A 22,152-nucleotide genomic window follows, 5' to 3' on the forward strand; every position below is an offset into this window, starting at 1 on the left:
GGGCCAGCGCCCGCGTCTACTCGGCGTCGGCAGCGTAGCTTCACCCGAACGCAGGGGCAGGCTCAAGCGGAGATCCGCGCCGCTCCACCGCTTCCTTTATGGAAAGCGGTGAGCGGACGCAGCGGGTATCATTCGCCGTAGGGGACCCAGATGTTCTTGACCTGGGTGGCGCGGCGCAGGAATTCGCGGCCCTGCGCCGAGGGTTCGGGCCAGCGGCGCGGGATGCCCTGGTTGGCCCAGACCGGCTTCAGATTGCCGGACGAGGCCTTCTCCACCATGGCGCTGCCGGCCTTCGAGCCGAAATACCAGAGCGCCGCGACGTCGTCGTGCTCGGCCAGAGTCTTGGCCAGCACGTCGCGTTCGCCGGTGACGATGTTGACCACGCCGGCCGGAACATCCGACGTATCAAGGACTTGATAGAAATCCGTCACCACCAGCGGATGGCTGGAGGAGGGGACGACGACGACCCGGTTGCCCATTGATATCGCCGGCATCACCAGCGACACGAAACCCAACAGCGGCGCCTCGTCCGGGCAGAGAATGCCCATGGTTCCAAAGGGTTCGTTCATGGCGAGGGTGACGTGGCGCGACTTGGTCGCATGCACGGCGCCGTCGTACTTGTCGGCCTGCGCCGCGTACCAGAAGGTCCGCCGGATCGAAACCGCCACCTCTTCCGCCGCCGCCTTGGCCGATACGCCGGTCATCGCGACGATCCGCGCCTCGAACTCCTTGGCGCGGGAGGAGAGATTTTCCGCAACGTAATAAAGCACTTGCGCGCGGTTATGCGCCGTCGCGCCGCCCCAGCTTCCGGCCTTGCCGGCCGCCTCGACGGCGTTGCGGATGTCCTTGCGGTTGCCGAGCCCGGCCTGGCCGACGGGACGGCCCTTCGGGTCGAGCACCGAATAGGAATAGCCGGAATCCGGCCGCGCCTGCTTGCCGCCGACATAGAGTTTTGCCGTCCGGTCGATCGACGGCAGGCCCGAGATTTCCTCGTCGGCGACCGGCAGCGCCGACAGCTTGGCGGCGACTTTCTCGTCTGCCTTCAACGGCTTGTCGGAGACCGGCTTCAGATATTCGGCCATGCCCTCGCGCCCGCCCTCGCGGCCAAAGCCACTTTCACGATAGCCGCCGAAGCCGGCGGCAGCGTCGAACATGTTGGTGCCGTTGATCCACACCACGCCGGCCTTCAGCTTGGCGGCGACGTCGAGCGACAGGTTGATGTTCTCCGACCAGACCGAGGCCGCGAGGCCGTAGCGGCTGTTGTTGGCGAGCGCCACCGCCTCGTCCGGCGTGCGGAAGGTCATGCCGGCGAGCACCGGTCCGAAGATCTCGACCTCGGCGATGGTGGAGGCCGGGGCGACATTGGTGAACAGCGACGGCGGGAAGAAACAGCCCTTCTTTGGTAACCCCTCGTTAACCTGGAAGAGCGTCGCGCCCTCCGCCTCGCCCTTGGCCACAAGCTCGCGGATGCGCTTCAGCTGGACCGGGTCGACGATGGCGCCCATGTCGACCGATTTGTCGAGCGGATCGCCGACGCGAAGGTTGGCCATCCGGGCGCGGAGCTTGGCGTAGACCTGTTCGGCGACGCCCTCCTGCACGAGCAGCCGGGAGCCGGCGCAGCAGACCTGGCCCTGGTTGAACCAGATCGCATCAACCACGCCCTCGACCGCGCCGTCGATGTCGGCGTCCTCGAAGACGATGAAGGGCGACTTGCCGCCGAGCTCGAGCGACAGCTTCTTGCCCGTGCCGGCCGTCTTCTCGCGGATGATGCGGCCGACCTCGGTCGAGCCGGTGAAGGCGATCTTGTCGACATCAGCATGCTCGACGATGGCGTTGCCGGTGATGCCGTCGCCGGTGACGATGTTGACGACGCCGGCCGGCAGGCCGACCTCGCGGCAGATCTCCGCGAAGGCGAGGGCGGTGAGCGGCGTGTACTCAGCCGGCTTCAGCACGACCGTGTTGCCGGCGGCGAGCGCCGGGGCGATCTTCCAGGCGAGCATCAGCAGCGGGAAGTTCCACGGGATGATCTGGCCGCAGACGCCGACGGGGCCTTCGCCGGGGAACTCGCTCTCGATCAGTTCGGCCCAGCCGGCGTGATGGTAGAAGTGCCTGGCGACGAGGGGAATGTCGATGTCGCGCGTCTCGCGGATCGGCTTGCCATTGTCCATCGTCTCCAGCACGGAGAGGAAGCGCTCGCGCTTCTGGATGTGGCGGGCGATGGCGTAGAGGTAGACGGCGCGGTCATGGCCGGAGAGGGCCGACCACGACTTGAACGCCTTGCGCGCCGCCTTGACGGCCTTGTCGACGTCGGCGGCGCTGCCCTGGGCGACCTGCGCGAGCTCGGTCTCATAGGCCGGGTTGAACACGGCGAAGCGCTGGCCTTCCGAGGGCGCGACGAACTTGCCGTCGATGAAATGGTCGAAGCCGTTCTTGTGCTGGTCCAGCCAGCCGACGACGTGCTCGTTCACTTCGGGGGCGGGGCCGTAATCCATGCTGACGAGAATGTCCTTGACGAGTGCCATGATCGATCTCCTCAGGCGAGGGCGTGACGGATGGTGGACGAATAGCGGCCGGTGACGAAGTGCTCGATCTGCCGTTCGATGTCGGCGAGCAGGGAACTGGCGCCGATGCGGAACAGGTCGGGCTCAAGCCAGCGGTTGCCGAGCTCTTCCTTCATGAGGATCAGCCACGACATCGCATCCTTGGCGGTCCTGAGGCCGCCGGCCGGCTTGAAACCGATCTTGAAGCCGGTCGCCGCCTCGTAGTCGCGGATGGCGCGGCACATCACGAGGCTGACCGGCAGCGTCGCGTTGACGTCTTCCTTGCCGGTCGAGGTCTTGATGAAGTCGGCGCCGGCCTGCATGGCGACCATCGAGGCCTTGTAGACATTGCGCAGCGTCTTCAGGTCGCCGGTGGCGAGGATCGCCTTCAGATGCGCCTCGCCGCAGGCTTCCCGCATGGCGGCGACCTCGTCATAGAGAGCCTGCCAGTCGGCATTCAGCACATGGGCGCGGGTGATGACGATGTCGATCTCGTGCGCGCCCTCGCCGACGGCGTAGTGGATCTCCTCCAGCCGCTGCTTCAGCGGCGTCAGGCCTGCCGGGAAGCCGGTGGCGACCGAGGCGACGGGAATGCCGGAGCCTTCGAGCGCCTTGACCGCCGGGGCGACCATGGTCGGGTAGACGCAGACGGCGCCGACAACAGGCGGGTTGTCCGAAAGGCCGAGCGCCTCGACCAGATCCTCGCGGAACGGCCGGCGCGCCTTCATGCAGAGCCGGTGCACGCGGCCCGGCGTATCGTCGCCGGCCAGCGTCGTCAGGTCCATCAGCGTCACGGCCTTCACCAGCCAGGCTGCCTGGTATTCCTTCTTCACCGTCCGCCTTGTCGGAAGCGTCGCGGCGCGACGCTCGGCGGCGGAGGTATTGACCTGCGCGCCCTCGAACCAATCGGTCCTGAGCGGCGTGCCGTCATTGCGCGTGAGGGCATTGGAGAGCTTCGGAGCCTTGCGCTCCGTGGAGCCGTCAGCCGGCATGGGTTTTCTCCCGGGCTTCGGAAAGGGCGTGTTCGGAAAGGGCATGAAGTGCGGTCGCCTCGTCGGTGACGAGGACGTTGACATAGCGGGCGTTCAGGGCGGCGAGGACGACGGCGTGCTTGGACTTGCCGGCAGCGACGCCGATTGCATGGGTCTTGTCGCGCAGCTTCTCGGGCGCGAGGCCGATCGTGCGGGCGTCGAGTGCCGGATCGGCGATGGCGCCGTCGGCGTTGATGAAGCGGCCGAGCAGGTCGCCGACGGCGTGCTTCTCGGCGAGGCCGTCGACGTCGCGGTCGGTCAGATAGCCGGATTCGATGTGGACGGAGCCGGCCATGCCGCCGAGCCCGAAGCAGGCGACGGGCGCTTCCTCCGCGAGCGCCAGCACATCTGCGATGACCGGGTCAGCCTCGAGCACGCTGCGCGTCTCGGCGCGGCCGACGATCGCCGGCACCGGCAAGAGCGTCGCCGTGCCGTTGCCGCTCTCGGCGAAGCGCTCGGCGACGGTGTTGGTCGCGAGCCGCGCCGATCGTGAATTGGTCGCGCCGTTCATCAGGACGATCCGCACGCCGTCGTTCCAGCCCGGCGGCAGCCAATGCGCGACGGCCGCCATGGTTCGGCCCCAGGATACGCCGATCAGGCCGGGCCGGGGGCTGAGCGAGGCGAGATATTGCCCGGCTGCCTGGGCGACGGCGTCCTGCGCCAGCGCGCCGTCGCCGAGCGCCGGCACGACGATGGCCTCGCGCAGGCCATAGGACTTCTGGAGCTGGGCTTCGAGGGAGGGCAGGCGCTGGGCGCGGGGAACGATGGCAATGCGGACGATCCCGCTGTCGCGAGCGTCGCGCAACAGCCTCGCGACCTGCCAGCGCGTCAGGCCGACCTCCGAGGCGATCTCGCTCTGGGTCCGTTCCAGGTCGTAGTAGAGCTTCGCGACCTGCACCATCAGGTGCTCGCGTTGCTCGTCGCTGGCCGGGCGGACTGGATTGGCGGCGATTGGCATGATTTCACATATGTGAGGATCAATCACTTATGTGAAGACGTAGGCCGGCGGCCCGCCAATGTCAATGCGGTCGCCGCCGGCCGTCCTCTCAAGCGCCGCGCGAAACCGCTGGCCCTGTTCGCTGCCGATAGATCCGCTTGATGGCCTTCGCTGGTCCCAGTCGGAGCAGGTGCCAGAGACAGGTGGCGCGGATCGAGGCCGGGAGGCCCGCGTGAAGGAGGTGATAGGCCAGCACGTCCTGCAATTGGGCGCGATCGCGTCGGGTGAACAGCCGCGTCGCGGCGGCCAGGTCCGCGAAAGCGGCCGGCCATTCGCTCGCCGTCACGCTCTTGCCGGATTGCAGGCGGTCCAGGGCGCGGTAGCGGAGGATTTCGGCCCGGAACGGGCCTCGTTCCGCCTCTTCCTGATGCCAGTCCAGCCGGCCGACCAGGGATGCGGCGGGGTCGAGCCCGGTCGCCCGTCGCATCGCTGCGGATCGGCGTGCGAGGTCCGCCGCGAAATTCTGGTGGAGCGCCCGGGTGTGCGAGACCGAGCCCGGCCAGACCCGATAGGAGATCAGCGCCTGCGGCAGGTTGGCGACCTGCCCCACCTCGGCGAGCCGCAGCCACAGATCGTAATCCTCCGCCGCATCGAACGCGTCTCGAAAGCCGCCGACGCGATAGAATGCCGAGCGGCGGAACATCATGGCCGAGGCGATGAAGGGGTTCTCGCGAGCCAGGCGCTTGACCAGGATGTCATGCTGCTGCGGCCGATTCATGGGCTCGATCGGATTTCCGTCGGGATCGATGGCCATGCCGTTGCTGCCGAGCAGCACGAGATCCGGCTCTGCCTCGAAGCGCTGGAATTGCAGGGCGAGCCGGTCCGGGTGGGCGATGTCGTCGGCGTCGAGGCAGGCGACCAGCGGCTGCTGCGAGGTGGCAATGCCATTCTGGCGCGCCGGGACAATGCCGAGCGGCGCCTGCCGCAGGACCCGGATGGTCGGGTTGCGGGCGGCCGCCTCGGCCAGAATTTCGGGTGTGGCGTCGGTCGAGCCGTCATCGACCACGATGATCTCGGCCGCCTTTGCCGTCTGGGCCTCCAGGCTTGCCAGCGCCTCCGTGATGTAGGGAACGCCGTTGCGGACCGGCATGATGATGGAAATGGGGAGGGTCTGCATGCAGCGCCTGCTGAGGATGGGTACGTCACGTCCGGCCCCGGTGGATGAGCGGGGGCCGTGCAGGGGCCCGAAGGCCCCTGCGTTCGAGGCTCAGGCGCGGGCGGCTGCGCCCTCGACGATCGTGCGGAAGTAGAGGTCGAGGAAGCGCTCGGTGTCGACGGCAGTGCAGATCGTGTGATCGGGTAGGCCATCCCACGGCGTCGGCGGGAAGCTGCGCGTCGTCGGCTTCTGGATCGTCTGGCCGATCGCGATGCCTTCGGTCACCACCTTGATCGGGCCGGTGCGGGTCTCGAACAGGCTCGGATCGAGCAGATAGGCGACGGCGGAGGAATCGTGCACGAAGATGCCGTCGATCCCGGTCGCCTTGCGGTAGAAGTCCTCGTAGAAGCGCGAGATGTCCCAGAAGAACTGGCCGGCCTTGCCCGCCTTTTCGCGCAACTCCTGCATGTAGGCCGTCGTCATCACGCATTCCTGGGTGACGTCGAGGCCGACGACGACGATCGGCCACTGGGCGGCGAACATCTCGTCGGCGGCGTGCGGGTCGCCGATGATGTTGGCCTCGGCGACCGGCGTCACATTGCCGGAATGGCCGGAATAGCCGAAGGCCCCGCCCATGATGACGACCTGCTTGACCAGGGCCGCGATGCCGGGGTCCTCGCGCAGCGCCAGCGCCAGATTGGTCATGCGGCCGACGGCGACGAGGGTGATTTCGCCCGGATGCTTGCGGACCATCTCGATGATGAAGCGGTGCGCCGGCAGTTCGTGCTCGGCGGCGGTGATCGTGTCGGGGATGGGTACGTCGCCGAGGCCGTTATGGCCGTGGACGTAGTGCGGTTCCTCGGTCAGCGGCAGGACGAGCGGCTTGGCAGCGCCGCGGGCGACCGGGGCCTCAATCTCGAAAAGCTCTTTCAGATACAGCGCATTGCGGGTGGTCGTGTCGATCGAGGCATTGCCGAGCACGGTGGTGATGCCGACCAGGTCGACCGACGGCGCATATTCGAGAAACAGCAGCGCCATGGCGTCGTCGATGCCGGGATCGGTGTCGTAGATGACCTTCATGGGGGCGGGGGCGGCTGGGCTGGGCATTCTAGGGTCCTGATGATTCCGGTCTGAACTTCGTCTGGCGGCAGGATCGACCATATCGCCATGGCCGAACAGGGGCGACGACGGTTCCTGGCGCGAATTCGTCCATATCCTCCGGCGTTTCTCATGTCCGCCATCGTCCATTCGAACGATATGATCAAGTCGATCAATGCTGCCGGAACGGAATTGGCAGCTTGAATGGTCAATCCGGTTGTCGATAATGGCGGGAACCTCAGGAAAAATGATCAATATGATCAAGTCGCAGCGTGAAAACCGGATCCTCGAGATCCTTGCCCAGGCGGGCGAGGAGGTCTCCGTGCTGGAAATCGCGCAGCGCATCGGCCGCGTCTCCGGCGTGACGATACGTCGGGACATCGTCCGGCTGGCGGAGGAGGGGCGGCTCGAGCGCACGCATGGCGGCGCGCTGCTGCCGGCGGCCTCCGCGGCAGCCGAGACACCGCTGCCGCGTGAAAACGCGCTGCAGGACGAGGTCGAGGGGGTCGACGCGATCGTGCTGCCGCCGATCGGCGGGCGCGGCGCCGATACGCTGCGCATGCTGGCGAAGCGCCGGCGCATCCCGTTCCTGGCCGAATCCTCGCCGCAGGAAGGCGGCGTCTATCTCGGTCCCGACAATTTCACTGCCGGCCGTGAGCTCGGCCGGGCGGCGGGCAAGATGCTCTCCGGCGCGATGGCCGAGGCGCGCGTGCTGCTGGTCTCGCTCGAGACGCTGCCGAACACGCGGGCCCGCTGCGACGGCTTCGTCAAGGGGTTCGGCGAGACGTTCCGCGGCACGGTCCGGCCCTGGCGCGTCGACGGTCAGGGCAGCTTCCGCATCGCGCTCAGGGCCAGCCTCGACGCCTTCGCCGCCTATCCCGACATCAACGTCATCTTCGGCGTCAACGATCATTCCGTGCTGGCGGCGATCGAGGCTTCCGACCGGGCCGGGGTCGCCGATGTCAGCGCGTTTTCGGTCGGCGGCGAGGGCGGCGCGCTGTTCGATGCGCTGGCCGCCCGCGGCAAGCTGAAGGCGACCGCTGCGCTGTTTCCGGAGATCGTTGGCATCCGCGCCGTCGAGACGCTGGCGGGCGCGCTGCATGGCAGCGCGATGCCGGACGAGATCCGCACGCCGCATGTCGTCGTCACGCCGGAGTCGCTCGACCGCTATTATCGCAAGGCCGGCAATGGCTGGGTGCTGGCGCCGGAAGCCGAGGCGTCGATCCTCGGCGCCACCGAGCGGCCGGCCTTCGTCCGCTCCGTCGGGCCGCGCCGCGCCATCGGCTTCGTGCCGCATTATCCGGCGCATGACTGGTATCGCAACATGGCGCGCGCCATGCGGGAGCGGGCCGAGGCGCTCGGCTTCGAGCTGAAGGTCGCGGCGCCGCAATCCGGCATCGCCCGCGAGATCGCCGCCATCCGCCGGCTGATCGCCAGGAGCGCCGCCCGCCTGGTGCGGCCGGGCGACACCATCCTGATCAACAGCGGCGTGCTGTCGACGCTGCTCGCCGACGAACTGATGAGCCGCGACGGGATCACCGTCGTCACCAACGCCGTCGACGTGATGGAGCGGCTGTCCGGCCGGCCGGGCCTGAAGCTGATCATGACCAGCGGCGAATACCAGGCTCGAGATCGCTGCCTGGTCGGGCCGAGCCTCGGCGCGCTGTTCGAGACGATGCGGGTCGACCGCGCCTTTCTCTCGGTCGACGGCATCTCGCCACATTTCGGCCCGTCGGCCACGGACGAGCGGCTGGCGCTCGCCGCCAAGCGCTTCGTCGACGCCTCGCGCGAGGTGGTGGTGATGGCCGACCATTCGCTGGTCGGCGTCGAGGCCAGCCACCGCATCGCCGGCCTCGGCGCCGTCGACGATCTGATCACGGATTCCGCCTCGCTGCCAGCGGATCGGCTCGCATTCGCCTCGCTCGGCATGCGCATCACGCTCGCCGACGAAGAGCCCGAGGAGATGGCGGCGCCCCGGTCCGATCGGCCGGCCGGGGACAGGAAGACGGCCTAGCCAGCCGGACGGACTGCATAAGCAATTTTGAAAAGTGACTGGGAGGATACCATGAAGAAACTGCTTCTCGCCGCGACGATGCTCGCGGGACTGACGCCTGCGGCCTCTGCGCAGGAGACGATCACGCTGAAGTTCTGGGACAACCAGCAGACCGAATCCGGTCTGAGCCAGTACCAGCAGGAGGCGGTCAAGCGCTTCGAGGCCGAGAATCCCGGCATCAAGATCGAAGTCACGACCATCCCCTATCCGGAGTTCCAGCAGCGCCTGTTGACGGCCGTGCAGGGCGGCAACGCGCCTGATGTCTCGACCGTCGACCAGATCTGGCAGGCCGCCTTCGCCGAGGCCGGCGCGATCGCCGAGCTCGATGCGCAGGCCAAGGCCGCCGGCGTCTCGCCCGACGCCTTCTTCAAGGGCGCCTGGGATTCGGCCAACTACAACGGCAAGCTCTACGGCATCCCGTTCAATGTCGACGTCTGGCAGTTCTCCTTCCTGAACAACGCGCTGTTCAAGGAAGCCGGCATCGACCCCGCCTCGATCACCACCTGGGAAGGCCTGAAGGCCGCCGCCGAGAAGCTGACCGACCCTGCCAAGGGCAAGTATGGCGTCGGCCTGTTCGGCCATAAGGGCGAAGACACCGTCGTCGTCATGGACAGCTTCATCTTCTCGAATGGCGGCAAGGTGCTGGACGAAAACGGCAAGTGCGCGCTGACCGGCAAGGAATCGGTCGAGGCGCTCGAATATCTGCAGTCGCTGGTGCCGTTCGCGCCGAAGGGCATCCTGAACGCCTCGTCGGGCGACATGCGCGAACTGTTCCTGAACGGCTCGCTCGGCGTCGAGTTCTGGCCGGCGCTGGAGCAGCCGACCCTGCAGAAGTCGAAGATCGATTGGGACTTCGAGAACGGCACCGCGCCGGCGGGCAAGACCCCGGTCGGCGCCTATGGCGGCTGGAACCTCGTCGTCTACAAGTCGTCGCCGCATCAGGAAGCCGCCTGGAAGTTCATCCAGTTCCTGACCAAGGAAGACGTCAACGGCGCGGTCGTCGATCTCGTCCCGGCCAACGTGAAGGCGGCCAAGACCTTCCTCGAGGCGAACCGCAAGGGCGCCGACAAGATCATGACGCATCTCGGCAACGCCCAGCCGCGTCCGCTCTCGGCCCGCTACCTCGAAGTCTCCGACATCCAGGTGACGCTGGCGCAGGACGTCTATTCCGGCGCCAACCCGGCCGAGGCCGCTGCCAAGGCCTGCGCCGCCATTGACGGCCTGAACTGAGGCAATGCCTTGCCGGGCGGACATCGCGTCCGTCCGGTTCTCCGCTTCGTCATCCCCGCGAAAGCGGGGATTCATCAAGGCCAGAGACAACTCAGGCTGCATGGATCCCGGGTAAAGCCCGGGATGACGCCATACCGGCGCCCGCCACGCCCATACCGAAAAGAACCAAATTCATGTTGAAACGCGATCGCTGGCTCACCTGGATCTTCGTGACGCCGGCCGTCCTGCTGGTCGCGGTGCTGATGTACTATCCGATGATCGGAACGGTCATCGAGAGCCTCTACTCGACCTCCTTCATCAATCCGACGCCGAAATTCGTCGGCCTCGCCGTCTACCAGAAGATCTTCGGCAGCGCCGATTTCGCCCAGATCGTCTGGAATTCCTGCGTCTGGACGCTGGCCGTCGTGGTGCTGCAGAACGGCTTCGGCTTTCTCTGCGCGCTGCTCCTGAACCAGAAGCTGCCCGGTCAGGGGCTGATGCGGTCGCTGATCCTCTTGCCCTGGGTGCTGCCCGGCGTTGTCGCCGCCATCCTGTGGCGTTTCATGTACGACCCGCAGCTCGGCCTCATCAATTCCTTCCTGATCTCAGCCGGCTTCGGCGATCAGGGCCTCGCCTGGCTCGCCGATAGCTCGACCGCCATGGCGGCCGTCGTCGTCGCCGCCGTCTGGAAGGGCTTTCCGTTCTCGACCGTCGTCTTCCTCGCCGCCCTGCAGAATGTCGAGGCCGAGCAGATGGAGGCGGCGAAGATGGACGGCGCCGGCTCGCTCCGTCGCCTGTGGCACATCGTGCTGCCGTCGATGAAGGAAGTGATCGCCATCAACTTCGTGCTGACCACCATCCTGACCTTCAATTATTTCGACATGATCTGGGTGCTGACGCGCGGCGGGCCCCAGAACTCCACGCATATCTTCCCGACCAAGATCTACGAGCTCGGCTTCGGCCAGTTCCGCTTCGGCGAGGCGGCCGGCTACGGCGTCGTTTCGATCGTCGTGCTGGCGCTGCTGATCACGCTCTATTTCCTGGTCCAGCGTACCGGCCGAAAGGCTCAAGCATGACCCCGTCCAAATCCTCTCGCTTCCTCCTGATGGCACTGCAGCTCGGCCTCTGCGTCATCATCCTGCTGCCCTTCTTCTGGATGGTGTCGGTGTCGCTGAAGCCGGCCGCCGAGCCCTTCGCCATTCCGGCCCGGCTCTGGCCGGAGAACCCGACCTTCGAGAACTACCTGACGGCGTTCCGCCCGGAATTCCGCACCTATTTCCTGAACTCGGTCGTCGTCTCGCTCTCGACCGTCGTGATCACCGTGACGCTGGCGCTGTTCGCCGCCTATTCGTTCACGCGGACGCAGATGCGGCTGCTGTCGCTCCTGATGGTGCTCGTCATCGTGGCGCAGATGTTCCCGGCCAGCGCCATCATCATCCCGATCTACAAGATGATGAAGGCGGCCGACCTCCTGAACACCTACACCTCGCTGATCCTTGCCTATGTGACGGTGACGCTGCCGGTGGCGATCTGGATGCTGCGCGGCTTCCTGGCGCGGTTGCCGGTGGCGTTGGAGGAGGCGGCCGCGATCGACGGCGCTGGTCCGTTCAAGATCTTTTTCCTGATCATCCTGCCGCTCTGCAAGCCAGGCATCGTCGCCACCGCCGTCTTCGTTCTGATCGTCACCTGGCAGGAGTTCCTGTTCGCGCTCTCCTTCACCTCGACCAAGGAGATGCGGACCCTTCCCGTTGGCATGAACGACTTCATCGGCCAGTACGGCATCCGCTACGGCGAGCTGATGGCGAGTTCGGTGCTGATCTCGGTTCCCGTCATCGCCGTCTTCTTCCTCCTGCAACGCCAGTTCGTGGCCGGCCTCACCGCCGGCGCCGTGAAAGGCTGATCGATGTCCGAACCGCTCGTTCTCCGCGACGACCTCGAACCCGGCATTGTCCGGCTCACCTTCAACCGGCCCGACAAGCTGAACGCGCTGTCGACGCCATTGATGCAGGAATTCGAGGCGCATCTGGACGCCATCGCCGCCGATCCGGCCGTGCGGGTGGTCATCCTCGCAGGCGCCGGCGAGAAGGCCTTCGTCGCCGGCGCCGACATCGCCGAATATCGCGGCAACCGGCGGGCCGAGTTCATCGCCTACCAGCTCGAGAGCCGACGCGTGTTCGACAAGCTCGAAGCGCTTGCCAAGCCGACGATCGCGGCGATCCGCGGCTATGCGCTCGGCGGCGGCTTCGAGATCGCGCTCTGCTGCGACGTGATCGTCTGCGCGACCAGCGCGCGCCTCGGCCTGCCCGAGGGCCTGCTTGGCCTGTCGCCGGGCGGCGGCGGCACGCAGCGCCTGACCCGCGCCGTCGGCCGAATCGTCGCCTCCGACATGATGCTCGCCGCGCGCCGCATCACCGGCGAGCGCGCCCACCAGCTCGGCCTCGCCGTCGAATGCGTCGCCGACGACGCACTGATGGAAATGGCGGAAAGCCGCGCCCGCGCCATGCTGAAGGTAGCGCCGCTGGCGCAGGCCGAGATGAAGCGGCTGATCCGCCAGGGCCCCGACGCGGCGCTGCCGGTGGCGCAGGGCTTCGAGCAGGAAGTGCTGTTCCGCCTCTACGGCACGGCGGACGGCCAGGAGGGCATCGACGCCTTCCTCGACAAACGTGATCCGGTCTTCAAGGGAATATGACGATGCGTGGAACCGAACTTTTGGGACGGGTGGCCGTCGTCACCGGCGGCGCCATGGGCATCGGCCGCGCTTCCGCCGAGGCGCTGGCGCGGGAAAGCGCCGCCGTGGTGGTGGCCGACATCGACGAGGAGGCGGGCGCCGCGACGGCGGCGGGCCTCCGGGCCTCCGGCGCGGAGGCGATCTTCGTGCGCACCGACGTCGCGGTGATGGCCGACATGCAGGCGATGGCGGCCAGGGCGGTCGAGGCCTTCGGCGGCATCGACATCCTCGTCAACAATGCGGCCCGCGCCATCGGCGGCGTCGTCGACGAGATCGACGAGGAGAGCTGGAATACCGTCATCACCACCAATCTCTCCAGTGTCTGGCGTGGCATGCGCGTTTGCGTTCCCGAGATGCGCAAGCGCGGCAAGGGCGCCGTCGTCAACATGTCGTCGGTGCAGTCGCTCGCCGGCTTCAAGGGCTGGGCTGCCTATGCCGCGGCGAAGGGCGGCATCAACGCGCTGACGCAGCAGGCTGCGATCGACCTCGCGCCGCACGGCATCCGCGTCAACGCGGTGGCGCCCGGCACGATCATGACGCCCTTGAACGAGAAGATTTTCGCCACCCATCCCGATCCGCAGGGGCTGATCGCCAGCTGGAACAATGCCCATCCGCTCGGCCGCTTTGGAGAAGCACCGGAAGTTGGCGAAGCGGTCTTGTTCCTGGCCAGCGATCGGGCTTCCTTCATCACGGGAGAAATCCTGCGCGTCGATGGCGGCCTCGTCGTCCGGGGCGAATGACGCGCGGCAATCATCACGGGAAGGAAGCGGAATGAGCGACAGCGATTTTCATACGATCGAGGCCAAGGGCGTCAAGGCGACCCTCGACCTCCGGGGCGGCCATGTCCGCGTCTTCGCGACGGAGCAGGGCGGCCGCACGATCGAGCCCCTGCACTCGGCCCCTTGGTTGAACGACAAGACGATCGTCGACGATGAGACGATCGATGCCAATCTGCGCTTACTCTCCGGCGACTTCTTCTGCGCGCCGTTCTCGACCAATGACATCGACCCGGTGACGCTGCATGGCTGGCCGGCCAATTCGCCCTGGACGCTGTTGGGCGTCGAGGCGCATCCAGAAGGCGGCCAGACGGCGCGCTACGAGCTGGTCAAGCGCGTGCAGGGTGCGACGCTCGTCAAGGAGCTGACCGTCCGCGACGGCCATCCCTTCCTCTATGAGCGCCACATCTTCTCCGGTGGCGAGGGTGATCTGCCGGTCGCCAATCACGCCATGACCCGCTTCGACGGCGGCGGCCGGCTCTCCTTCTCGCCGAAGCTGTTTGGCACGACGCCGGAAACCGCGATCGAATCCGATCCGGCCAAGGGCCGCTCGCTGCTCGCCTATCCCGCCCGTTTCACCGATCTGACCAAGGCGCCGCGCGCCGATGGCGGCACCGCCGATCTCACCACCTATCCGTTCGGCTCGAAGCACGAGGACTTCCTGTCGCTGGTCGAGGATCCGGCCAATCCATTCGGCTGGGCGGCCGCTGTCCGACCGGACAAGCGCGACATCTTCCTGACGCTGAAGAACCCGGCCGATTTCCCCATCACCATGATGTGGTTCTCGAATGGCGGCCGCGACTATACGCCGTGGAACGGCCGCCATATCGGCGTGCTCGGCCTCGAGGAAGGCCGCACCTATGCCGGCTACGGCCACAAGGCGTCGATCGCCCCGAACCCGTGGTCGGAGCAGGGCATTCCGACCTCGCTCCACCTCGATCCGTCCGGTGATGTCGAGGTCCGCAATGTCATCGGCGGCGTCGCGCTGCCCGAGGGCTGGACCCGCGTTGCCTCCGTCGAGGCGGGGGCTGGGGAACTCGTTCTCGTCGACGAGGCCGGCGGCAGCGTCACGGTTCCCTATGACGCGAAATTCCTGACGCGGGGCGCATGATGACTGGCGCGGCGATGCATCACGGCTTCACCACCGGCGGACCGACGGTCCTGCCGGCGGAGCGGGCGACCGTCCTGTTCGACGGTATCTTCTCGTCGCCGCGCCTGCAGCATCCCGAAGGTGTCGCGGTCGGTCCGGACGGCTGGGTCTGGGCCGGCAGCGAGAACGGTCAGATTCTGCGCATCGCGCCGGACGGGTCCGAGATCGAGGAGGTCGCCTCGACGGGTGGCTTCCTGCTCGGGCTCGCCTTTGACGGCGACCGGGCGCTCTTTGCCTGCGATTCCCGCTATCACGCGGTGTTTCGCCTCGATCTCGCCGACCGGTCGCTGGCGCGCTTCACCGCGCCCGGCATCCAGGTGCCGAACTACGCCGTCGTCGATCGCGCGCGCGGCCGGCTCTATGTCTCCGATACGCGGGCGCCGACCGATCCCGGCCCGTCGATCTGGTCGTATGATCTTGCAAGCGGCGCCGGCGCCGTCTGGCATGGCGGGCCATTCGACCATGCCAACGGCATGGCGCTTTCTCCGGAGGGTGACGCGCTGTTCCTGTGCGAAACCTTTGCACGGCGCGTCACGCGGATCGCGATCGAGGCGGATGGTTCGGCCGGCGCGGCGACGACATGGTGCGGCGATCTGCCGGGCCTTCCGGACGGGCTCGCCTTCGACGACAAGGGCGCGCTGTTCGTGAGCTGCTACGAGCCGTCGCGCGTGCTCCGGATTCCGGCCGGCGGCGGCGCTGCGGAAATCTATATCGAGGACGCAACCGCGCATGTCCTCGCCCATCCGACCAACATCGCCTTCGACGGCGCCACGCTCTACACGGCCAATCTCGGCCGCTGGCACGTCACGAAGATCGAGACCGACACCACCGGAACGCCGCTCTGGCGGCAGACCCGGGGCGAATCCGACTAACCAACCAAGGCCAGCCGCCGACGCGGCCGGCCAAACGACGAGTGTGAGGAACCGACCATGACCGCCGCCAAGGCCCTCCAGGACGTCACCGTCCTGGATCTGAGCCATCTCCTGCAGGGCCCCTTCGCCACCCAGCTGCTCGCCGACATGGGTGCGAATGTCATCAAGGTCGAGCGGCCGGGGCAGGGCGACCTGTTCCGCACGCTGACCTTCAACAACCGCTGGGTCGGCGGCACCGAGAGCCCGAATTTCCTCGCCTGGAACCGCAACAAGCGTTCGCTGGCGCTCGATCTGAAGGCGCCCGAGGCGAAGGAGATCCTCTACAAGATCGCCGAGACGGCCGATGTCGTGGTGCAGAATTTCCGCCCCGGCGTGCTGGAGCGGCTCGGCTTCGGCTATGCCGATTTCGCCAAAATTAATCCGCGCATCATCTATTGCTCCGGGTCCGGCTATGGCGACAGCGGCCCGTACCTGTCCCGCCCCGGCCAGGACATGCTGATCCAGGGCCTGACCGGCATCGCCGCCGCCACCGGCCGTGGCGACGGCCCGCCGGTGCCGGTCGGCTCGGGCTTCTCCGACCAGGTCGGCGCCATGAACATGGTCTATGGCATCCTGTCGGCGCTCTACTGGCGCGAGCGCTCTGGCGAGGGCCAGGAGATCAAGGTCGACCTGCTCTCGGCCATGCTCGCGCATCAGGGCCAGGAAATGCTGATGGCGATGAACTTCCAGCAGGATTTCGTGCGGCCGAATTCCGGCATCGGCCATCCCGGCATGGACGCGCCCTTTGGTGTCTATCCGACCTCGGACGGCTGGGTGACGGTGGCGATGAGCCCGTTCAAGCGCTTCGTCGGTGTGCTCGGCGACGACAGCCTGCTCGTCTACGACAATCCGAAGGACCTGTTCGACAAGCGCGACGAGATCTGGGAGAAGCTCGCGGCGCTCACCAAGGGCTGGACGACGGCCGACCTGATGCAGGCTTTGCTCGCCGTCGACATCTGGTGCGGCGAGGTGAAGACGCATCTGCAAGCCGAGCAGGACCCGCAGGTAAAGCATATCGGCGCGATCACCAGCTACGAGCACCCGACCGCCGGCACCGTCAAGGTGGTGGCGCCGGCCGTGAAGATGTCGAAGACGCCGTCCGAGATCGAGCGCCCGGCGCCGCGCATCGGCGAACATTCGCGCGAGATCCTGAAGGAATTCGGTTTTGACGCGGCAACGGTGGATGGTTTCATCGCCAAGGGCTCCGTCGCCGAAGTGAAATAGGCCGGCCACCCGTCCAAACAGGAAAGCCCCGCGGCCGGCTGGCCGCGGGGCTTTTGGTTGTCCAGGCCGCCGGGAGGCGGCGCTACTTCAGCGCGCCGGCGGTCAGGCCACTGACGATCTTGCGCTGCAAGAGCATGAACACGATGACGATCGGCGTCACATAGATCACGGCATAGGTCATGATGCCGTTCCAGTCGGTGGTGTTCGGGCCCATGAAGTTCATCAGGCCGACAGTCGCCGTCTGCAGGTCCTCCTGCGAGATCATCGTGCGCGAATAGACATATTCGCCGAACGACTGCAGGAAGATCAGCACCGAGGTGACGAGGATGCCGTTGCGCGCCAGCGGCACGATGATGCGGAGGAAGGCGGTCAGGCGCGACGCGCCGTCGACCCGCGCCGCTTCCTCGAGCTCCTTCGGGATCTGCAGGAACGAGGTCCGGCAAAGCACGATGTAGAGCGGCAGCACCTTGGCCGTCTGGGCCAGGATGACGGCGAAGCGCGGCGTCGCGATCAGGCCGATCTGGTTGAACAGCACGAAGATCGGCGTCGCCATCAGCGACGGCGGCAGCACCTGCATCATCAGGATCAGGAACAGCACGACATCCATCCAGACGCCGCGCACGCGGGCCAGCGCATAGGCGCAGCCCGTGCCGATCAGCGCGGCGATCACCGTGGTGCCCGCCGCCACCACCAGCGAGTTCCACAGATAGACGTCCATCTTCTTGTCGACGAACACCTGGATGAAGTTGAACTGCGGATCGGTCGGCCAGAAGGTCGGTGGGTAGGTGAAGGTCTCCGACGACGGCTTGAAGGCGGTCAGATACATCCAGTAGAGCGGGAACAGGTAGATCGCCAGGAAGCCGAGCGCGATGGCGAAGAGAACGTAGCGTTTCATGGGGTTCTCCTCAGGCCCGGTATTCTTGACGCGTCGAGCGCACATAGAGGAAGGCGACGACGATGACGAAGCCGAGCATCAGCACCGAGACGGCGCTGCCGGTGGCGATGTCGTAGTTCTGGAACGAGAGCTGCCAGGACCAGTATTGCGCGACATTCGACGAATTGGCCGGACCGCCCTGGGTCAGCGAGGCGAACAGGTCGAACTGCTGCAGCGTGAAGATAATGCCGAGGCAGACGACGGCGCCGATGGTCGAGCGCATCATCGGCAGCGTCATGTGCCAGAAGCGGCCCCACGGGCCGGCGCCATCAAGGGCCGCCGCCTCGTACATGTCCTTCGGAATGCCGGCGAGGCCGACCGAAAGCAGAATCATGTTGAACGGGATGCCGAGCCAGACATTGGCGATGATGACGGAATAGAGCGAGATCGCCGGCGTCGACAGCCAGAAGATCTTGTCGTCGATCAGGCCGGAGGAGATCAGCAGGTAGTTGAGCACGCCGAAGTCACCGGCAAACACCCACTTCCAGATCGCGCCGGCGACCAGCGCCGGGATGATCCAGGCCGCCAGGAACAGGCCGCGCAGATAGCTCGCGCCGAAGAAGTCCTGCTGGAAGAACAGCGCCAGCCCGAAGCCGATGGCGAGCTGGAAGACGATGCACAGGATCACGAAGATCGCCGTATTGGCCATGATCGACCAGAATTCCGGCGCCGCGAACAGGGTGCGGTAGTTGGCCAGCCCGACAAAGGGCCGGATCAGGTCGCCGAGCGAGAACATGTCCACTTCCTGGAAGGACATGGCGATGTTGTAGATCAGCGGAAACGCCGAGAAGACGAAGAGATAGGCCAGAGCGAGGCTGGCCAGCGCGGCGTCGAAGCCGCGTCCGTCGCGGAGGCTGCGCAGAAGCGCCGACATGGGCGGTCTCCTTAGTGGGCTTTGGGGTTCGCCGCTGAAAATCAGCCGTCATCCCGGGCCGGAGCCGGGGATGACGGCATTGGCTGGCGCGAACGCCTACTTCTTGACGATGCCGTCGATCGTCGACTGCGCGGTGGTCAGCGCGGTCTTGGCGTCTGCCTGGTGCGTCAGCGCCTGCTGGATGGCGGTCGAGATCGCCTTGGAGATCTTGGCCCAATCCGGCGACGGACCGCGGGCGCGGGCATACTTCATCGATTCCGCGAACACGGCGTACTGCGCCGGCCACTTCGGATCCTTGGCCTCGACCGGATAGGAGGGCACGAAGCCGAACTCGTTCCAGACGCGCGGCATCTGCGAGTACATGTATTCGAGATACATGAACGCCTCTTTCGGATGCTGCGACTTGGCGAAGATCACATTGTTGCCTTCGCCGAGCGCCGAGGCGCGGGTATCGCCCTGCTTCTCGATCGGCAGCAGTGCGACGCGGTAGTCGAACTTGGCGTCCTTCGACATGCGGGGCAGCTCCCACGGGCCGGAAATGCCCATGGCGGCGTTCTGCGCGTTGAAGGTGGCCATCGAATCGTACTGGCCGCGGATCAGCGTGTCGGGCGAAGCGAGCTTCTCGTCGATGATCTTCTGCCAGACTTCCAGCGCGCGCACGGCGCCGTCATCGGCGATGTGGTCGAAATCGGCGCCGGTCGACTGCGCCCAGGGCAGGAACTGGAAGGTGCCTTCCTCGTTCGAATTGGCCGAGAAGGCCAGGCCGTAGACGTTCTTCGCCGGGTCGGTCAGCTTCTTCGCCGTCTCGTAGAGCTCCTGCCAGGTCTGCGGCGGCTTGTCCGGATCCAGGCCGGCGGCCTTGAACATGTCGGCGTTGTAGTAGAGCGCGATGGTGTTGGAACCGCGCGGCAGGCCGTAGATCTTGCCGTCCCAGGTGACGGTCGAGAGCGGGCCCGGGAAGATCTTCGAGGTATCGACGATCTCTGATTCGGCAATGTAGGGCGTCAGGTCGAGCAGCGCGCCCTTGGCCGACAGGAACGGCGTGTTGGGATTGTCGACATAGGCGACGTCGGGAGTCGTGCCGGTGGCGACGGCGCGCATCACGTCATTGGCCCAGTCGGCGAACTCGACGCGCTTGATGTTGATCTTGATGTCGGGGTGGAGCTTCATGAACTCGTCCGCCATCACGTAGTTGTAGCCGGGGTCGGCCTGGCGATCGATGGTCCAGACATTGAGCTCGACCGGCTCCGCCGATGCGGCGGCCGTCAGCGCCAGAACGCCCGCGGCGCCCAGCCAGTATTTCGCAAAATTCGCCATCGTTTTCCTCCATGGTGGCGAGCAATCGAACCCACGCTCCTCCCGCGTGGCGGGGCAATCGCCCCGGCGGTCCCCGCCGGAACCCGGCGGGGTAGTCTCGTCCGGTCAGTGAGGGATCAGGCCGGATTGGGGATGAAGGCCATGCCGCCGCGAGCTTCCTTCAGGAAGTTGAGCGACTTGACCTGGCCAGTCATCTCGAGCGCGTTGCGGTAGACCGGATCATGCCAGCCCTCGATGTCGATCGTGCCGGTATAGCCGGAGAGGCGAAGCTCGCTGATGATCCGCGTCCAGTCGCTGTCGCCGAAGCCAGGCGAGCGCATCTGCACGAAGGGATGCTTGCCGAAGATGCCGCTCTCGCGGATGACGTCCCAGCGGATCGTCGCGTCCTTGCCGTGCACGTGGAAGATCTTCGGCGCCCATTTTCGGATCTGCGGGATCGGGTCGATCAGATAGACCATCTGATGGCACGGCTCCCATTCGAGGCCGATATTGTCGTCCGGCGTCTCGTTGAAGATCAGCTCCCAGGCGTCGGGATTGTGGGCGATGTTCCAGTCACCGGTCGCCCAGTTGCCGTCCATGGCGCAATTCTCGAAGGCGAGACGCACACCCTTGTCGCTCGCGCGCTTGGCGAGCTCGCTCCACACTTCCTTGTAGCGCGGCAGGCTCTCCTCGATCGACTTGCCGCGAATGCGGCCGGTGAAGCCGGCGATCGTCTTGGCGCCGAACAGGTGGGCGTTGTCGATCAGCGTCTTCCAGCCTTCGAGCGTCTCGCGGTCGATGTCGGTGGTCTCGAGCGGGTTGCCGAACATGCCGAGCGTATCGATTTTCACGTCGGCGTCGCCGATCGCTTCCTTCAACTCGGCCGCCAGCTTCGGAATATCCTTGCCGCCGAGGGTCTGCCAGAAGAACGGCTCGATGGATTCGAAGCCGAGCGGCAGGATCTGCTTCACGTAGGCGGCCGGATCGGGGAGGTTCCCCTTGATCATCGTGCCGATGCGGATGTCGAGGACGGGATTGGTGGTCACGGCGTCTTTCCTTCAGATCGAAATGTCGATGCGACGTCCGGTTTCGGCGCTCTCGATCGCACCGAAGACCATGGCGAGGCTCTTGATGTTCTGGTGGCCGACCGTTTCCGGCTCCGGCCCGCCGCGGGTCGCGGCGATGAAGTCCTGCATGACCCCGAGGTGGCCACCCGTCCGGTCGGACGTTCCGAGGGGAGGAATCTCGGTGGCGGCCACCTCAGAGAACAGGCCGGAGATCGGCTTGCCATTTCCTTGGCCTGCGATCTCGGCGCGAATGTCCTGATGCCCGTCCCAGACGAGCGTTCCCTTGGTGCCGATGATGCGCCAGGCCGATTCCCAGCTCGTCATCAGCCCGTCGGCGCACCAGCTGCCGCGGTAGTTGAAGATCACGCCGTCGCCGAGCTCGAAGATCGCCGCGGCCGAGGAGCCCTGCTTGTACCAGGAGTTCCTGGGGTTCCATTCGCGGCAATAGACGGCTTCCGGCGCGGTGCCCGACATGAAGCGGGCGGCGTCGAAGGTGTGGATCGCCATGTCGAGCAGCAGCACATGGTCCATCTGCTCGCGAAAGCCGCCGAAATGCGGGGCGAGGAAGAAATCGCAATGGATCGAGGTGACGTCGCCGATGGCGCCGTTCTCGATGGCGTGGCGGATGCGGCGCACGCCTTCGAGATAGCGGCGGTTCTGCACGACGACATGCAGCTTGCCGGCCGCCTTGGCGCGGGCGATCAGGTCGCGCGCCTGGTCGAGCGTCTCGGCCATCGGCTTCTCGGACAGTACATGGCAGCCGGCGGCGAGCGCCGTCGAGACGATGTGGTGTCGGGCGGTGGGGATGACGACGTCGAAGACGAGGTCCGGCTTCGCCTCGGCGATCAGCTGCTCGATGCTCGTCGCGATGACGATGTCGCCGAGCTCGAACTCGGCCGCGCGGGCACGGGCCGCGTCGGGGTTGATGTCGGCGAGGCCGACGATTTTCAGATCATCGATGGTCTTGGCGGCTTCGAGCCAGGCACGGCTCATCGCTCCGCAACCGATCAAGACGGCGCGCTGCATTCCAATGCTCCTCCCACGGCCCATGTCCTCATTCGTTGCACCGCAAACGTTTACGGTGCGATGCAACAGGGCCGTAAACGTTTACGATGACACCGTATTGAGGTACGCTTGTCAAGATCCCGATTGCTGGACCGCCGGAGTC

At 66.3% G+C, this 22,152-nt stretch carries 19 protein-coding genes; 9 read left to right on the top strand and 10 right to left on the bottom strand.

Annotated features, from left to right (window positions below; all coding sequences use genetic code 11):
- Positions 1-128 precede the first annotated feature (128 nt).
- The 5 genes from G342_RS0119545 to G342_RS0119565 all read right to left on the bottom strand — a co-directional run bounded on the left by G342_RS0119545 (position 129) and on the right by G342_RS0119565 (position 6,771).
- Entirely contained in the window at positions 129-2,522 is a 2,394-nt protein-coding gene (locus G342_RS0119545; protein WP_018184859.1) for an aldehyde dehydrogenase family protein, read from the bottom strand.
- Positions 2,523-2,533: 11 nt separating this feature from the next.
- On the bottom strand, positions 2,534-3,532 hold the full coding sequence (gene deoC / locus G342_RS0119550; RefSeq protein WP_018184860.1) for a deoxyribose-phosphate aldolase: 999 nt from the start codon (positions 3,530-3,532) through the stop codon (positions 2,534-2,536).
- Positions 3,522-4,529 (bottom strand): sugar-binding transcriptional regulator, encoded by a 1,008-nt coding sequence (locus G342_RS0119555; RefSeq protein ID WP_018184861.1) that lies wholly within the window; start codon positions 4,527-4,529, stop codon positions 3,522-3,524. Before G342_RS0119555 ends, deoC begins: the two co-directional genes overlap by 11 nt.
- Before the next feature lie 88 nt (positions 4,530-4,617).
- The gene (locus tag G342_RS0119560) at positions 4,618-5,685 is read right to left on the bottom strand and encodes a glycosyltransferase family 2 protein (RefSeq protein ID WP_018184862.1); all 1,068 of its coding nucleotides are present in this window, start codon (positions 5,683-5,685) and stop codon (positions 4,618-4,620) included.
- 90 nt (positions 5,686-5,775) lie between these two features.
- A complete protein-coding gene (locus tag G342_RS0119565) occupies positions 5,776-6,771 on the bottom strand; it encodes a nucleoside hydrolase (RefSeq protein WP_245557308.1) in 996 nt (331 codons plus the stop codon).
- Between the two features lie 238 nt (positions 6,772-7,009).
- On the opposite strand from G342_RS0119565, the gene G342_RS0119570 reads away from it, so the two are divergent.
- The 9 genes from G342_RS0119570 (at position 7,010) to G342_RS0119610 (ending at position 16,813) form a co-directional block, all read left to right on the top strand.
- Positions 7,010-8,776 carry a substrate-binding domain-containing protein gene (locus G342_RS0119570; protein ID WP_018184864.1) on the top strand — a complete coding sequence of 589 codons (1,767 nt, stop codon included), beginning with the start codon at positions 7,010-7,012 and terminating at the stop codon, positions 8,774-8,776.
- A 51-nt stretch (positions 8,777-8,827) separates the two neighbouring features.
- Positions 8,828-10,045 (top strand): ABC transporter substrate-binding protein, encoded by a 1,218-nt coding sequence (locus G342_RS0119575; protein WP_018184865.1) that lies wholly within the window; start codon positions 8,828-8,830, stop codon positions 10,043-10,045.
- Between the two features lie 173 nt (positions 10,046-10,218).
- Positions 10,219-11,100 (top strand): carbohydrate ABC transporter permease, encoded by an 882-nt coding sequence (locus G342_RS0119580; protein ID WP_018184866.1) that lies wholly within the window; start codon positions 10,219-10,221, stop codon positions 11,098-11,100.
- A complete protein-coding gene (locus G342_RS0119585; protein ID WP_018184867.1) occupies positions 11,097-11,924 on the top strand; it encodes a carbohydrate ABC transporter permease in 828 nt (275 codons plus the stop codon). Before G342_RS0119580 ends, G342_RS0119585 begins: the two co-directional genes overlap by 4 nt.
- 3 nt (positions 11,925-11,927) lie before the next feature.
- Entirely contained in the window at positions 11,928-12,713 is a 786-nt protein-coding gene (locus tag G342_RS0119590; protein WP_018184868.1) for an enoyl-CoA hydratase/isomerase family protein, read from the top strand.
- 2 nt (positions 12,714-12,715) lie between these two features.
- The gene (locus tag G342_RS0119595) at positions 12,716-13,492 is read left to right on the top strand and encodes an SDR family NAD(P)-dependent oxidoreductase (protein WP_040879174.1); all 777 of its coding nucleotides are present in this window, start codon (positions 12,716-12,718) and stop codon (positions 13,490-13,492) included.
- A gap of 31 nt (positions 13,493-13,523) precedes the next feature.
- Entirely contained in the window at positions 13,524-14,639 is a 1,116-nt protein-coding gene (locus tag G342_RS0119600) for a hypothetical protein (RefSeq protein ID WP_018184870.1), read from the top strand.
- Positions 14,636-15,550 (top strand): SMP-30/gluconolactonase/LRE family protein, encoded by a 915-nt coding sequence (locus tag G342_RS24725; protein WP_018184871.1) that lies wholly within the window; start codon positions 14,636-14,638, stop codon positions 15,548-15,550. Before G342_RS0119600 ends, G342_RS24725 begins: the two co-directional genes overlap by 4 nt.
- 57 nt (positions 15,551-15,607) lie before the next feature.
- Complete coding sequence (locus tag G342_RS0119610; protein WP_018184872.1) at positions 15,608-16,813, top strand: CaiB/BaiF CoA transferase family protein; 1,206 nt, start codon at positions 15,608-15,610, stop codon at positions 16,811-16,813.
- An 82-nt stretch (positions 16,814-16,895) separates the two neighbouring features.
- On the opposite strand, the gene G342_RS0119615 is transcribed toward G342_RS0119610, so the two are convergent.
- From G342_RS0119615 to G342_RS0119635, 5 genes are all read right to left on the bottom strand, one after another.
- Positions 16,896-17,708, bottom strand: coding sequence for a carbohydrate ABC transporter permease (locus tag G342_RS0119615; RefSeq protein WP_018184873.1), 813 nt, complete (start codon positions 17,706-17,708; stop codon positions 16,896-16,898).
- Between the two features lie 10 nt (positions 17,709-17,718).
- Positions 17,719-18,621, bottom strand: coding sequence for a carbohydrate ABC transporter permease (locus G342_RS0119620; protein WP_018184874.1), 903 nt, complete (start codon positions 18,619-18,621; stop codon positions 17,719-17,721).
- A 96-nt stretch (positions 18,622-18,717) separates the two neighbouring features.
- A complete protein-coding gene (locus tag G342_RS0119625; RefSeq protein ID WP_018184875.1) occupies positions 18,718-19,938 on the bottom strand; it encodes an ABC transporter substrate-binding protein in 1,221 nt (406 codons plus the stop codon).
- Positions 19,939-20,054: 116 nt separating this feature from the next.
- Positions 20,055-20,924, bottom strand: coding sequence for a sugar phosphate isomerase/epimerase family protein (locus G342_RS0119630; RefSeq protein WP_051094379.1), 870 nt, complete (start codon positions 20,922-20,924; stop codon positions 20,055-20,057).
- Positions 20,925-20,975: 51 nt separating this feature from the next.
- Positions 20,976-22,010 (bottom strand): Gfo/Idh/MocA family protein, encoded by a 1,035-nt coding sequence (locus G342_RS0119635; protein ID WP_018184877.1) that lies wholly within the window; start codon positions 22,008-22,010, stop codon positions 20,976-20,978.
- Positions 22,011-22,152: the final 142 nt, after the last annotated feature.

Source organism: Kaistia granuli DSM 23481, from assembly GCF_000380505.1.
GTDB classification, from domain to species: Bacteria; Pseudomonadota; Alphaproteobacteria; order Rhizobiales; family Kaistiaceae; genus Kaistia; species Kaistia granuli.

What these genes read in the sequence shown, in the direction of transcription:
- G342_RS0119570 (WP_018184864.1), top strand. Translation starts at nt 7,010, where the DNA reads ATGATCAATATGATCAAGTCGCAGCGTGAAAACCGGATCCTCGAGATC.
- G342_RS0119580 (WP_018184866.1), top strand. Translation starts at nt 10,219, where the DNA reads ATGTTGAAACGCGATCGCTGGCTCACCTGGATCTTCGTGACGCCGGCC.
- G342_RS0119615 (WP_018184873.1), bottom strand. Translation starts at nt 17,708, where the DNA reads ATGAAACGCTACGTTCTCTTCGCCATCGCGCTCGGCTTCCTGGCGATC.
- G342_RS0119635 (WP_018184877.1), bottom strand. Translation starts at nt 22,010, where the DNA reads ATGCAGCGCGCCGTCTTGATCGGTTGCGGAGCGATGAGCCGTGCCTGG.
- G342_RS0119575 (WP_018184865.1), top strand. Translation starts at nt 8,828, where the DNA reads ATGAAGAAACTGCTTCTCGCCGCGACGATGCTCGCGGGACTGACGCCT.
- G342_RS0119625 (WP_018184875.1), bottom strand. Translation starts at nt 19,938, where the DNA reads ATGGCGAATTTTGCGAAATACTGGCTGGGCGCCGCGGGCGTTCTGGCG.
- G342_RS0119590 (WP_018184868.1), top strand. Translation starts at nt 11,928, where the DNA reads ATGTCCGAACCGCTCGTTCTCCGCGACGACCTCGAACCCGGCATTGTC.
- G342_RS0119630 (WP_051094379.1), bottom strand. Translation starts at nt 20,924, where the DNA reads ATGATCAAGGGGAACCTCCCCGATCCGGCCGCCTACGTGAAGCAGATC.
- G342_RS0119595 (WP_040879174.1), top strand. Translation starts at nt 12,716, where the DNA reads ATGCGTGGAACCGAACTTTTGGGACGGGTGGCCGTCGTCACCGGCGGC.
- G342_RS24725 (WP_018184871.1), top strand. Translation starts at nt 14,636, where the DNA reads ATGATGACTGGCGCGGCGATGCATCACGGCTTCACCACCGGCGGACCG.
- G342_RS0119560 (WP_018184862.1), bottom strand. Translation starts at nt 5,685, where the DNA reads ATGCAGACCCTCCCCATTTCCATCATCATGCCGGTCCGCAACGGCGTT.
- G342_RS0119600 (WP_018184870.1), top strand. Translation starts at nt 13,524, where the DNA reads ATGAGCGACAGCGATTTTCATACGATCGAGGCCAAGGGCGTCAAGGCG.
- deoC (WP_018184860.1), bottom strand. Translation starts at nt 3,532, where the DNA reads ATGCCGGCTGACGGCTCCACGGAGCGCAAGGCTCCGAAGCTCTCCAAT.
- G342_RS0119585 (WP_018184867.1), top strand. Translation starts at nt 11,097, where the DNA reads ATGACCCCGTCCAAATCCTCTCGCTTCCTCCTGATGGCACTGCAGCTC.
- G342_RS0119610 (WP_018184872.1), top strand. Translation starts at nt 15,608, where the DNA reads ATGACCGCCGCCAAGGCCCTCCAGGACGTCACCGTCCTGGATCTGAGC.
- G342_RS0119555 (WP_018184861.1), bottom strand. Translation starts at nt 4,529, where the DNA reads ATGCCAATCGCCGCCAATCCAGTCCGCCCGGCCAGCGACGAGCAACGC.
- G342_RS0119620 (WP_018184874.1), bottom strand. Translation starts at nt 18,621, where the DNA reads ATGTCGGCGCTTCTGCGCAGCCTCCGCGACGGACGCGGCTTCGACGCC.
- G342_RS0119565 (WP_245557308.1), bottom strand. Translation starts at nt 6,771, where the DNA reads ATGCCCAGCCCAGCCGCCCCCGCCCCCATGAAGGTCATCTACGACACC.
- G342_RS0119545 (WP_018184859.1), bottom strand. Translation starts at nt 2,522, where the DNA reads ATGGCACTCGTCAAGGACATTCTCGTCAGCATGGATTACGGCCCCGCC.